Source organism: Hoylesella timonensis 4401737 = DSM 22865 = JCM 15640, assembly GCF_000455445.1.
Classification (GTDB): Bacteria; Bacteroidota; Bacteroidia; order Bacteroidales; family Bacteroidaceae; genus Prevotella; species Prevotella timonensis.
Genome location: NZ_HG417093.1, coordinates 75,390 through 88,608, shown reverse-complemented (window position 1 = coordinate 88,608; position 13,219 = coordinate 75,390). Strand labels below are relative to the sequence as shown.

The following is a 13,219-nucleotide window of genomic DNA, read 5'->3' as shown; positions in this document are numbered from 1 at the left end:
TCAATTAAAACCCTATGTCAGTGAGCTAACGACTGTTGTTACAGCTTATTTCCATAACAAAGGTCACCAGCGTCGCCAAAACCGGGCACAATATACTTGTGTTCGTTAAGACCTGGGTCGATTGCTCCACACCAGATAGTAGTTTCTTCCGTGGGAAAAGTTTTCTTGATGTGGTCGATACCCTCTGGTGTCGCAATGACGCAAGCTACATGGATGCGCTTAGGCGTTCCCTTTGTGAGGAAAGCTTGATAACCCAACTCCATGGAAGCCCCCGTAGCCAACATAGGATCGGCAATGATAAGGGTTTTACCTTCAATACTCGGTGTAGCCAAATATTCCACATGCACACCCACCTCATGTTGCTCTTTGTCAATATATTGACGATAAGCAGACACGAAAGCATTGCCCGCATGGTCGAAGATATTTAGAAAACCGTTATGGAACGGAAGGCCTGCGCGAAAGATCGTAGCCAATACAACCTCGTCGGCAGGAATATTCACCTGTGCAACTCCCAAAGGAGTAGTGACATCCTTCTTCTCATAATCAAGAGTCTTGGATATCTCATAGGCTTCCAATTCACCTATTCGCTGAATATTATTACGAAACAACAAACGGTTTTTCTGGTAGTCAACATCTCTTATTTCCATTAAATACTGGTTCATAATTGAGTTCGACTCACTAAAGTTGATAATCTTCATTGTTTTCAATGTGTTATGTTTTCATCCTGCAAAAGTAGCCATTTCCATTTGTTTTTGCAAAGTGAAAATTGCAAATATCAAAACAATGCTTTCTTTTTTCAATTCTTTAACCTAAAACAGAAACGATATATATATTTTTTATAACCTAAAATTTGTCGACGGATATATTTTCTGTAACTTTGTAGTCGAATTAGAAATTCATTGTTCAAGAATAATTATTCACACTTAAATACATTTTTATATAATGGCAAAGTTTGATAAATCAGTACTCGAAAAGTACGGAATTACAGGTACAACAGAGGTAGTTTACAATCCTTCTTACGAATTGTTGTTCGAAGAAGAGACCAAAGAAGGCCTTGAGGGCTTTGAGAAAGGTCAGGAGACAGAACTGGGTGCAGTTTGTGTACAAACAGGTATTTACACGGGTCGTTCACCTAAGGACAAGTTCATTGTTGACGACGCTAATTCTCACGACACCGTTTGGTGGACTACTGACGAATATAAGAACGACAACCACAAGATGACAGAATCTACTTGGAAGGTCGTTAATGAGTTGGCTAAGAAAGAACTTTCTAACAAGCGTTTGTTCGTAGTAGATGGTTTCTGCGGTGCTAACAAAGACACACGTATGAAGATTCGCTTCATCGTTGAGGTAGCATGGCAGGCTCACTTCGTGACCAACATGTTCATCCGTCCTGTTAATCAAGAAGAACTCGACCAAGAACCTGACTTCATTGTTTACAATGCTTCTAAGGCTAAGGTAGAGAACTACAAAGAACTGGGATTAAATTCTGAAACTTGCGTTGCTTTCAACGTTACAACCAAAGAGCAGGTTATCTTGAACACATGGTATGGAGGTGAAATGAAGAAGGGTATGTTCTCAATGATGAACTACTACTTGCCACTGAAGGGCATTGCTTCAATGCACTGCTCTGCTAACACTGACATGAACGGTGAGAACACCGCTATCTTCTTCGGATTATCAGGAACAGGTAAGACAACCTTGTCTACCGACCCAAAACGTTTGTTGATTGGTGATGATGAACACGGATGGGACGATAAAGGTATTTTCAATTTCGAAGGTGGTTGCTATGCTAAGGTTATCAACCTTGACAAAGAGTCAGAACCTGATATCTACAATGCTATCAAGCGTGACGCTCTCTTGGAGAACGTAATTGTAAACGAAAACGGTAAGATTGACTTTACAGATAAGAGCCGCACAGAGAACACTCGTGTATCTTATCCTATCTACCACATCAAGAATATCGTAAAGCCTATCTCTGCTGGTCCTGCTGCTAAGCAAGTAATCTTCTTGTCTGCAGACGCATTCGGCGTATTACCTCCAGTATCTATCTTGAACGAGGAGCAAACCAAGTACTACTTCCTCTCTGGTTTCACTGCTAAATTGGCAGGTACAGAGCGTGGTATTACAGAGCCTACTCCTACATTCTCAGCTTGTTTCGGTCAGGCATTCCTTGAATTGCACCCAACAAAATATGCTGAAGAGTTGGTGAAGAAGATGAAGAAGAATGGTGCGAAGGCTTACTTAGTAAACACAGGTTGGAACGGTACGGGCAAACGTATCTCTATCCGTGACACTCGTGGTATCATTGATGCTATCTTGAATCACTCTATTGATGAGGCTCCTACCAAGACAATGCCTTACTTCAACTTCGTAGTTCCTACCAAGTTGGAAGGTGTTGCTACCGAAATCCTCGATCCTCGCGATACTTACAGTGACGCATCACAGTGGGACGAGAAAGCAAAAGACTTGGCTCAACGCTTCATCAAGAACTTCGACAAGTACACTACAAACGAAGCTGGTAAGGCTCTTGTAGCTGCTGGTCCTCAGTTGTAATACATTTTTCGCATCATAGCGATTAAAGCTGGGGCTTATCCATCCAACGATGTGATAAGCCCCTTTTTTCGTTACTATCATTTGCAGACCGTACAAAATACACACCATGGACAAAACATCCCTCATAATTCATCCAAGAATGATGGCTGCCATCATCGTTACACCAGCCGTTTCGAGCGTTGTCTGCGCACAAACAAGCCAAACAACTTCATCACCCAACGTCATTGTTATCGTAGCAGACGACTTGGGATACGGCGACTTGCAGTGCTATGGTGCACAGCGAGTGAGTACACCTCATGTGGACAGCCTTGCGCAAAGCGGAATCAGGTTCACCAATGCACATGCCGTAGCAGCCACCAGTACGCCATCGCGCTACTCACTTCTCACAGGTCAGTATGCTTGGAGACGCACAGACACCGACGTGGCAGCTGGCAATGCGGCTATGATTATCCGTCCAGGGCAGTTCACTTTGGCAGACATATTCAAGAGCAAAAGCTACGTTACCAGTGCTATTGGCAAGTGGCACCTGGGACTTGGCGACCAGACTGCGGAACAAGATTGGAACGCTCCATTAGCTCAATCATTGGGAGACTTGGGCTTTGACTATCATTATATCATGGCAGCCACCAGTGATCGTGTTCCTTGCGTATTCATCGAAAACGGGAAAGTGGCTAACTACGATCCTTCAGCACCTATTGAGGTGAGCTACAAAAAGCCTTTCCCAGGCGAACCGACGGGTCAGACAAACCCCGAACTGATGTACAATCTCAAGCCCAGTCATGGTCACAACATGGCAATTGTAAACGGAATTGGACGCATTGGATATATGAAAGGGGGTGGAAAAGCGTTGTGGAAAGACGAAAACATAGCAGACTCCATCACAGCACATGCGGTAAATTTCATACGCGAAAACTGCAACAAACCGTTCTTCATGTACTTTGCAACCAACGATGTACATGTGCCAAGATTTCCACACCAACGCTTTAGGGGCAAAAGTCCTATGGGATTGCGAGGCGATGCCATTGTGCAATTCGACTGGTCTGTAGGAAAAATCATGCAAGTTCTCGATGAGTTGGGGCTGCGGGAAAACACTCTTATCATCCTAACCAGCGACAACGGTCCTGTGATAGATGACGGTTACCAAGACCAAGCTGAAGAGAAATTGGGTGGACACCGTCCATCCGGTCCCTTTCGTGGCTACAAATACAGCGCCTTTGAGGGAGGAACAGCCGTGCCGTTCATCGTGAGTTGGCCTGCCAAGGTAAATGCCAAACAAGAATCGCAGGCTTTAGTAAGCCAAATAGATCTGATGGCAACCCTCGCCAACCTGCTACAAGCGCGCCTTCCCAAAGGCAGTGCACCCGACAGCCAAAATGGATTATCCGCGCTGTTAGGTACGGACAAGACAGGAAGACCGTATGTCATTGAGCAGTCAAGCGCACATGTACTGTCGGTGCGAACAGCAAAATGGAAATACATAGAGCCGAGCAATGGAAAGCCGATGATTACTTGGGGACCCAAAATAGAGACGGGCAACAGCCCAACCGCACAACTCTTCGACATGAGCAAAGAACTATATGAGCGAGAGAACGTGGCTACCAACCACCCTGACGTAACTGACAAACTGGCTCGCATCTTACAGACAGAGCGAGAAAAAGGATTTACACCAAAGCATTAACCGTTGAGAGTGGACGCATCAAACTATCGATTAAAAAAAGAAGGGCACACACTGTCACGACTTTCAGTTTTTTTGTAATTTTGCAACAGCTAACTTGTTTGTACCATTAGCGGTATCTTTTCAAGATGGAGTTCTAAAGATTTACACCACAAATAGTATAAAAATGGATAATTTCAGATTTCACGTTGTTGCAGAAGCATCGAAAAAAGCGCCCTTAAAAATAGTAACATCGAAAGAGCGACCGTCTGCATATTTTGGCAAATATGTCTTTAATCGCGCAAAAATGCAAAAATATCTGCCAGAAAATGTATTCCAACAACTATCTGATGTGATTGATAATGGGGCTCACTTCAATAGAGCCATCGCCGATGCAGTGGCAACAGGCATGAAACAGTGGGCACAAGAAAACGGGGTTACACATTATACACACTGGTTTCAACCTCTCACTGAAGGCACCGCCGAGAAACATGATGCCTTTGTAGAGTTCGACGGTAAGGGAGGAATGATAGAAGAGTTTAGTGGCAAACTATTGATACAACAAGAAGCAGATTCCTCTTCTTTCCCGAATGGTGGCATTCGCAATACCTTTGAGGCACGAGGCTACTCGGCATGGGATCCTACATCACCTGTCTTCATCGTTGATGACACCCTGTGTATTCCTACCATTTTCATTTCTTACACAGGCGAAGCGTTAGACTACAAAGCTCCCCTATTGCGTTCGTTGCATGCTGTCGACGTAGCTGCAACTGCGGTGTGTCAGTATTTTGACACGCAGATAAAAAAGGTACACACCAACTTGGGCTGGGAACAAGAATATTTCTTGGTGGATGAAGATTTATATCATGCTCGTCCCGACTTGATGCTAACAGGGAGAACCCTTATGGGACACGATGCTGCAAAGAACCAACAAATGGATGATCACTATTTGGGAACGATTCCAGAACGTGTGCAAGCCTACATGAAAGACTTGGAGATTCGTGCTCTCGAATTGGGGATACCCTGCAAGACGCGTCATAACGAGGTGGCTCCTAACCAATTTGAGTTGGCACCTATCTTTGAAGAATGTAACTTGGCGAACGACCACAACATGTTATTGATGTCGCTCATGAAGCGAGTAGCACGCAAACACGGGTTCCGTGTACTGCTACACGAGAAGCCATTTGCTGGCATCAATGGTAGTGGAAAGCACAACAACTGGAGCTTGAGCACAGATACTGGCGTGCTCCTCCATGCCCCGGGTAAAACCGCCGAGGACAATTTACGCTTCGTGGTGTTCTTGGTAGAAACGTTGATGTGTGTATATCGGCATAACGGATTGCTCAAAGCCTCGATCATGAGTGCCACCAATGCGCATCGACTGGGTGCCAATGAAGCTCCACCTGCTATCATTTCCTCCTTTTTGGGAAAGCAACTCTCTGATTTATTACATCACATTGAGATAGCCGATAAAGACGATCTCTTTACCTTAAATGGTAAACAGGGGATGATGCTCGATATTCCAGAGATTCCAGAACTATTCCTTGACAATACCGACCGCAACCGTACCAGTCCTTTTGCATTTACAGGAAATCGCTTTGAGTTTCGTGCTGTCGGTTCAGAAGCCAACTGTGCTTGTGCGTTGATTGTGCTAAATACTGCCATGGCAGAGGCACTTAATGACTTTAAGCAACGCGTTGATGAACTCATCGCAAAGGGCGAAGACAAAACATCGGCTATCATTGACGTTCTGCGCAAAGATATAAAAACCTGCAAACCTATTCACTTCGATGGCAACGGCTATAGCGACGAATGGGTAGAGGAAGCCAAACGCCGTGGATTAGACTGTGAAAACAGCTGTCCTATCGTGTTTGACAGATACTTAGACGAAGAGAGTATCGAGATGTTTGAAAGCACTGGGGTCATGGCACGCAATGAGTTGGTGGCACGCAATGAAGTAAAATGGGAGATGTACACCAAGAAAATTCAAATTGAGGCACGTGTGATGGGCGACCTCACGATGAATCACATCATCCCTGTTGCCACGCATTACCAAAGTCAAATTGCGGAGAATGTGAGCCACATGTTCAACATATTCGATCGAACTGAAGCAGAAAAGCTCACTTGCCGTAACAAAAAGATTATTAAAGAGATTGCCGAGCGTACACAACGCATTGAGACAGGTGTGGAAGAACTGATAAATGCGCGTAAGATAGCCAACAAAATAACCTCTGAACGCGACAAAGCGATTGCCTATCACGATACCGTTGCACCAAAGATGGAAGAGATACGTTATCAAATTGACAAACTCGAACTCATCGTTAGCGATGAGTTGTGGACACTGCCTAAATATCGTGAATTGCTATTTATTAGATAAAAAGACATATACCTTATTATAATAAGAAAGGAAACAGAGGGGTTTGCGGCTCGTATCGCAACCCCTCTGTTGTTGTATTGAAGCAATCGCAACCCCGTAGGTATCACCGCAAATCCTATCAACCCAGAAAATCATCTATGCTTTCTCCCCATAAAAACATCTTGAAAGTCAGTGGGTGGTTGGGCATGTAGCGTGAGGAGTTGTCCCGAAATGGGATGCTCAAAGGTAATAGAAGTGGCATGCAGGTAAAGCCGATTGGCATGATGACCATAGAGTGGGTCGCCCAAGATAGGACAGTTGAGCCCTTCTGCATGCGCACAATGCATGCGTAACTGGTGCGTCCTGCCTGTCTCGGGGAACAAAACTACCCAAGTTTTACCGTGTCGTACACCTAACACACGATAGGAAGTCACAGCCTTTTTGCCATGCTCCCAATCGACTACCTGCCGCGGACGGTCAAAGGGGTCAGGACGAAGGGGCAGCGTAACAACGCCCTTCCGCTGAGATAACGCTCCTTCCAAGATGGCAATATATTCCTTTTGTATATGATGTGTCCTGAATTGGCGTTGCAGATGACGGTAAACCACACTGTTTTTTGCCAATATCAGCAAACCCGATGTAGCCATATCGAGGCGGTGGACGGAAAACAACTCAACCGACGAGGGCATCTGACTTCGCAAAATGGAGTAGACAGAAGGGCGCTGAGAACGTCCCGGGACAGAAAGAATACCTGCTGGTTTGTCCACAACAATGAGGGCATCGTCTTCATAAACGACATGAAGTTGACTGTGTTGCTCTTCGACAGACTGCTCTGCATCCACTTTCAAACCTTGCAACATAAAAGAAAGAATGGGCAGGCACTTGCCACGACAAGCAGGGTAAAACTGCCCATGATGACGTACAGAGGTCTTGGGAGAAGCGCCCCACCAAAACTCAGCAATGCAGACAGGCTTCAAACGGTGTAGATAAGCATACTGCAAAAGCTTGGGCGCACAACACTCCCCTGCACCTGCTGGCGGCACACCTTGCGCTGTTTGGGCAAAGATGGTAAGGAGGTTACGTTGCTCTCCCTTCGCATTCAACATGACGAAATGTGAGAAAAGCCAGCGTTGTAAGTCGTCCGATAAGGTTCGGCGTAATGCTTTTGCATCTTCCATTTGTTGCTCGTGTTCGGCTAATAATTGCAGAAGTGGTATCCGTTCTATGCGCAACCGTTCCTTGAGTCGCTTATATTCGGCTTTCATAAACTGACTCTCCTTGATAAGGGCAGCTTGTTGCTCTACACTCAGAGTTAGTTCTCTACGCTGTTGGTCACGCCTTTTTTTGGCGACTTTCATCTCTTCTTGAAACAATGTCAGTTGGGCAGCTGCCTTTTGGTCATATTCTTTTAACTTCGTTTTCAACGTTTGGTAGTCCTCATCAACCTCTAAACACTTTACCCTTACATTGATTTGAGTAATGAAAGCCTCTTGTTTCTTAAAATATCCCTGTGGCTCAAGATAGTCAAACACCGCAGGCACAAATCCATGCCAGTTGCTACGCCCACCGATTTGCCCCGAGTAAGCAGCTAAATAGCCCAATGAATGTTGGGCATCTTCCACTACCAAAACGCCAAACATCTTTCCTAATGCAATCTCTTCCTGCCATGCTGGTTGCGATGCCACATACCGCTGCAACTGCTCTGCCGCCAAAAGAGCGAGCGGATGCGGACGATAATTGAAGGGATTATTCAATTGCTGGGGACGCTCCACATCGGTGCTAAGTGGATGAAAGCAATGAGCTTCAAAACCTTTGTCTACGGAATTTTCACGTTGAATCATGGAAGTGTGCATAAAAGGAGGTCGTTCAAAAGCCATGACTGTGAAGCAAACCAACCTCAAAGTAAAGGCTGAAATTTTCTAACCCGCTACAAAAGTACGGACTTTATACGAGATACCACCGCATTCATGCTTTATTTTAGGGTTCACCGCACGGCTCTTTCAGTTGAGAAAGGGACTTAAATATGAAAAAATCTTTGTTCTTTGGCTCCCACTATAAATTTATCGCATCCAACGAATCGCATTGCTTACTTCGGGCATGGTAGATGGCTATTGAACAACGAACAAACACCAAAGAGACGAAAATATAGCTTGTAAGAGGATATTGGGACACTCGACTACAATTTCACCGTGTCATAAGGGATGAAGTTAAGGACTAACGATAGCACTCTCGAAATCATGTTTTTGTCCTGTTATTTTACCAAAAAACGGTCATCTAAAATCTGCGAAATAGAAAAAATTAATAGGCAGACGACATGCAAAAATGGGCTGATTTTAACAAATAAAACGTTGATTGAAGCTAAAACGTTGAGTTTACGCTCTTGGAAACATGTATTAGAGGTGTTATTCACATGCTTCAACGGCATTAAAGCATGCAAATAGCAGGCTTATCTCAATGCTTTAGTCGCAAAAAAACGGTAAAAATGGGGATGAAAAGAGGACTATAAAGCGTAACCATCTCAATAACAACAAATTACGAACATCGCTCATAACTCGCGTATTTGCGACCAACTTTGCCGTTGGATGATTTCACGCGAGTTATGAGAGGCACTTTGTAAAGAAAATTCAGCATTAATTACCCTCTCATGCAGCACATCACCAATTTTACAAATGCGGCAGGGTTGGTGGTTTTTATTATAAAAATCTCGCTCTTCAATGAAAGATTGGTACCTCAAAACGAGGTGCAGAAGAAAGCATGTAAAACTATTCAAAATTTACAATCACAAATATTTTGATAATAGGTTTTCTTCATCTATCTTTGCAAAGCAAAGACTCATCAAAGACAACCCCCTATAAGGAAGTTGAGAAAAACGGAGAACGAAGTTTTGCAAAAACAAATCAATGATCAATGACAGACATGAAAAAAACGGGTTTAAAGAATCCTTTTAGCGCAAATGAGCTAAAAGATTACGTATTCATCACCATCGCGATGATGTTTTACTGTATCGGGTGGACAATTTTCTTGTTACCTAATGACATTGCAACAGGTGGCGTACCGGGTATTTCTTCAGTATTATACTGGGGATTAGGAATACCAGTACAGTATAGTTATTTTGCTGTGAATGCCATCCTTATTATTTTTGCTTTACGCATATTGGGACTGCGTTTCTGTATCAAAACGATTTATGGCATCATTATCTTGACAGCCCTTACTTCACTGGTGCAAACGTATATGAAAGACGTCTCCTTATTGAGCGACCAACCTTTTATGGCAAGTGTCATCGGCGCCGTATTCTGCGGATCGGGAGTAGGCTTAGGATTATCAGCCAATGGTAGTACTGGAGGAACAGATATTGTGGCTGCCATCGTGAACAAATATCGTGACATCTCATTGGGACGCGTTATTTTACTTTGTGATGTAGTGATTATCTCTTCCAGTTTCTTGGCATTACACGATTGGGAGAAAGTGATTTACGGATATGTTGTGTTGTTCATCACCTCGTTTTGTGTAGACCAAGTGGTGAACAGTATGCGCAGGTCGGTACAGTTCTTTATTATCTCTGACAAATATGAAGAGATAGGTCGACAAATCAATGAAAATCCACACCGTGGGTGTACGGTCATCAATGCACAAGGATTCTTTTCTGGTAAAAACATGAAAATGCTGTTTGTATTGGCAAAGAAGTCAGAATCAAACAAGATATTTTATCTCATCAACGAAATCGACCCCGCAGCATTTGTATCTCAGAGTGCCGTCATTGGTGTTTATGGGGAGGGCTTCGACCGGTTCAAAGTGAAACGCAAAAAGACAAACCACCACAAGGGCATTGAACCAACTGCAGTAGACGTAAACCCCACGCCAATCGAAGAATTGAACGGATAAACAAGGCGAGGACGACCGTCGCAATAAAACGATATGATGAAGATTTAGAAAAAGAAGTAATGAAATAAATACAATTTTTGTTGCAATGCAAGGATAAAAATAGTATCTTTGTGGTGAAGTGCTTCCTGCTAACGTTATCAACACCGAAAAATAGGAACACAAGCGTAGAGACGCATAAAATACAAAAACGTTTACCATTATACAAAAACATTATGAAGAAGAAATTTATTTGTACCGTCTGTGGTTATATCCACGAAGGAAAAGAAGCACCAAAAGAGTGCCCAGTATGTCACGCTAAAGCAGGAAAGTTTAAAGCTTTTGACCCGAAAGCAATAAAGGGAACAAAGACCGAAGAGAATCTCATGGCTGCATTTGCAGGCGAGAGTCAAGCTCACACCAAGTACCTCTACTTTGCATCTAAGGCAAAGAAAGAAGGCTATGAGCAATTGGCTGCTATCTTTGAGGAAACGGCACACAACGAGAAAGAACATGCCAAAATATGGTTCAAGTTCTTGCACGGTGGTGATATCCCTACCACAACAGATAACATCAAAGAAGCTGCCGACGGTGAAAACTATGAGTGGACAGACATGTATGCGAACATGGCGAAGGTAGCAGACGAAGAGGGCTTCCCAGAGATTGCAGTGAAGTTCCGTGCTGTTGCTGCCGTTGAGAAGCACCACGAAGAGCGTTATCGCAAGATGTTGAAGAACATCGAAGATAAGATTGTCTTCTCACGCGATGGTAGCTGCGTATGGCAGTGCCGCAACTGTGGACACATCGTTGTCGGTAAGAAAGCTCCTGAGGTATGTCCAGTTTGTGACCATCCACAGAGCTACTTCCAGATTGAACCAGACAATCTGTAAGTCGACAGACATAAGACAAACGTCAACGAGAGATACTGCTTTTTAAGTATCTCTCGTTTCTTTTGTTGCGTACGCATATGATGAACGGAACAAATGATCAAAGCTAACCAAAAGAAAGATATCTGCGAGAAAACATGATAGAGGGCAATTCATGAGAGAAGTTATCAAGCAGATAATGCAGACATCATCGTAAAAGGGTGCATCATAATTCGTTTTTATGATGCACCCTTCTTATATAAATAAGTAATCTATCAAATTTACTTCAATTTGCAGTAGCCATATTTAGCCGAGCAGCAAAGCTCTTCCTCGATGCGGATGAGCTGGTTGTACTTCGCAATACGGTCGGTACGGCTCATAGAACCAGTCTTAATCTGACCTGAGTTAGTAGCAACGGCAATATCAGCAATCGTTGTGTCCTCGGTCTCTCCTGAACGGTGAGAAGTAACTGTGGTGTAACCAGCACGGTGAGCCATTTCAATAGCCTCCAATGTTTCGGTCAACGAACCAATCTGGTTAACCTTGATCAAGATAGAGTTGGCAGCACCCATCTTGATACCCTTCTCCAAGAACTTCGTGTTGGTTACAAACAAGTCGTCACCAACCAACTGGCAACGGTCGCCAATCTTCTCGGTCAGCTTCACCCAGTTGTCCCAGTCGTTCTCATCCAAACCGTCCTCGATAGAGTCGATAGGATATTTTGTAATCAGTTCTTCCAAGTAAGCAATCTGCTCATCAGCGGTCAGCTTCTTACCATTAGGATCCTTTGGCATGCCACTCTTCAACTGACGATAGTCGTAGAACCACTCACCGTTCTCCTGAACAGCAAATTCCGAAGCAGCGCAGTCCATGGCAATCTTCACATCCTTGCCTGGCTCATAACCTGCATCTTTGATAGCCTGAATGATTGAATCCAATGCATCCTCAATACCATCGAACTTAGGAGCGAAACCACCTTCGTCACCTACAGCGGTAGACAAGCCGCGCTTCTTCAACAACTTTGCCAAAGCGTGGAATACTTCTGCACCCATACGAATGCCTTCTTTGATAGAAGGAGCACCCACAGGACGAATCATAAACTCTTGGAAAGCGATAGGAGCATCAGAGTGTGCGCCACCGTTGATGATGTTCATCATTGGAACGGGCAACGTATAAGTGTTCACACCACCGATATAACGATATAGTGGCATGTGAAGAGCTTTGGCTGCCGTGTGTGCAACTGCCAAGCTAACACCCAAGATAGCGTTAGCACCGAGCTTGCTCTTGGTAGGCGTACCGTCCAAGGCAAGCATCTTATAGTCTATCTTGCGTTGTTCCAACACGCAAAAACCTTTCAATGCTGGAGCAATGATGTTGTTCACATTCTCTACGGCCTTTAATACACCCTTGCCACCATAGCGAGCTTTGTCGCCATCGCGCAACTCCAAGGCTTCGTTTTCACCCGTAGATGCACCAGATGGTACGCTGGCACGACCCATCACACCATTTTCCAATGTTACCTCAACCTCTACTGTAGGATTACCACGAGAGTCAATAATCTCTCTTGCGTGAACTTTTTCAATTACCATAATTAATTATTTATTTTGAATGAATAATATCTCTGAATTCATTGCAAAGATAACGATAATTAAGGAATTCACCAATACAGAGATATGAAATAATGTGAAATGAACAACATTGCGCTTTGAATATTGAACATTAAGATTTGAACTGTCAACTTAAAAACTTAAAAACTCATCAACTTGTCAACTTGTGAACTTGTAACCTTGTCAACTCGTAAACTAAAAACTTATAAACTTAAAAACTCATCAACTCAAAAACTTAAGCTATCAACTCGTGAACTCGTCAACTTGTCAACTCGTAAACTAAAAACTTATAAACTTAAAAACTCATCAACTCAAAAACTTA

8 protein-coding genes are annotated in these 13,219 nt (G+C 43.7%); 5 read left to right on the top strand and 3 right to left on the bottom strand.

Annotated features, from left to right (window positions below):
• Positions 1-38 precede the first annotated feature (38 nt).
• Positions 39-698, bottom strand: coding sequence for a uracil phosphoribosyltransferase (gene upp / locus BN35_RS05055; RefSeq protein ID WP_025071774.1), 660 nt, complete (start codon positions 696-698; stop codon positions 39-41).
• Positions 699-942: 244 nt separating this feature from the next.
• Here upp and pckA point away from each other — a divergent pair, with 244 nt between their 5' ends.
• From pckA to BN35_RS05040, 3 genes are all read left to right on the top strand, one after another.
• Entirely contained in the window at positions 943-2,556 is a 1,614-nt protein-coding gene (pckA, locus tag BN35_RS05050) for a phosphoenolpyruvate carboxykinase (ATP) (RefSeq protein ID WP_025071775.1), read from the top strand.
• 106 nt (positions 2,557-2,662) lie between these two features.
• Positions 2,663-4,234 carry a sulfatase family protein gene (locus BN35_RS05045; protein WP_028900860.1) on the top strand — a complete coding sequence of 524 codons (1,572 nt, stop codon included), beginning with the start codon at positions 2,663-2,665 and terminating at the stop codon, positions 4,232-4,234.
• Between the two features lie 163 nt (positions 4,235-4,397).
• On the top strand, positions 4,398-6,587 hold the full coding sequence (locus BN35_RS05040) for a glutamine synthetase III family protein (RefSeq protein WP_028900859.1): 2,190 nt from the start codon (positions 4,398-4,400) through the stop codon (positions 6,585-6,587).
• Positions 6,588-6,718: 131 nt separating this feature from the next.
• Here the strand turns inward: BN35_RS05040 and BN35_RS05035 are convergent, their stop codons facing one another.
• Complete coding sequence (locus BN35_RS05035; RefSeq protein WP_025071776.1) at positions 6,719-8,407, bottom strand: RluA family pseudouridine synthase; 1,689 nt, start codon at positions 8,405-8,407, stop codon at positions 6,719-6,721.
• A gap of 1,066 nt (positions 8,408-9,473) precedes the next feature.
• Here BN35_RS05035 and BN35_RS05030 point away from each other — a divergent pair.
• Together BN35_RS05030 and rbr are read left to right on the top strand one after the other, a co-directional pair.
• On the top strand, positions 9,474-10,448 hold the full coding sequence (locus BN35_RS05030) for a YitT family protein (RefSeq protein ID WP_025071777.1): 975 nt from the start codon (positions 9,474-9,476) through the stop codon (positions 10,446-10,448).
• 212 nt (positions 10,449-10,660) lie between these two features.
• Positions 10,661-11,314 (top strand): rubrerythrin, encoded by a 654-nt coding sequence (rbr, locus tag BN35_RS05025; RefSeq protein ID WP_025071778.1) that lies wholly within the window; start codon positions 10,661-10,663, stop codon positions 11,312-11,314.
• A 257-nt stretch (positions 11,315-11,571) separates the two neighbouring features.
• Here rbr and eno read toward each other — a convergent pair whose 3' ends face one another.
• Positions 11,572-12,879, bottom strand: a complete 1,308-nt coding sequence (gene eno / locus BN35_RS05020) for a phosphopyruvate hydratase (RefSeq protein WP_004348729.1) — start codon at positions 12,877-12,879, stop codon at positions 11,572-11,574.
• Positions 12,880-13,219: the final 340 nt, after the last annotated feature.

Excerpts from the sequence above, each read along its gene's own strand:
- rbr (WP_025071778.1), top strand. The coding sequence starts at position 10,661 with ATGAAGAAGAAATTTATTTGTACCGTCTGTGGTTATATCCACGAAGGA.
- BN35_RS05030 (WP_025071777.1), top strand. The coding sequence starts at position 9,474 with ATGACAGACATGAAAAAAACGGGTTTAAAGAATCCTTTTAGCGCAAAT.
- BN35_RS05040 (WP_028900859.1), top strand. The coding sequence starts at position 4,398 with ATGGATAATTTCAGATTTCACGTTGTTGCAGAAGCATCGAAAAAAGCG.
- pckA (WP_025071775.1), top strand. The coding sequence starts at position 943 with ATGGCAAAGTTTGATAAATCAGTACTCGAAAAGTACGGAATTACAGGT.
- eno (WP_004348729.1), bottom strand. The coding sequence starts at position 12,879 with ATGGTAATTGAAAAAGTTCACGCAAGAGAGATTATTGACTCTCGTGGT.
- BN35_RS05045 (WP_028900860.1), top strand. The coding sequence starts at position 2,663 with ATGGACAAAACATCCCTCATAATTCATCCAAGAATGATGGCTGCCATC.
- BN35_RS05035 (WP_025071776.1), bottom strand. The coding sequence starts at position 8,407 with ATGATTCAACGTGAAAATTCCGTAGACAAAGGTTTTGAAGCTCATTGC.
- upp (WP_025071774.1), bottom strand. The coding sequence starts at position 698 with ATGAAGATTATCAACTTTAGTGAGTCGAACTCAATTATGAACCAGTAT.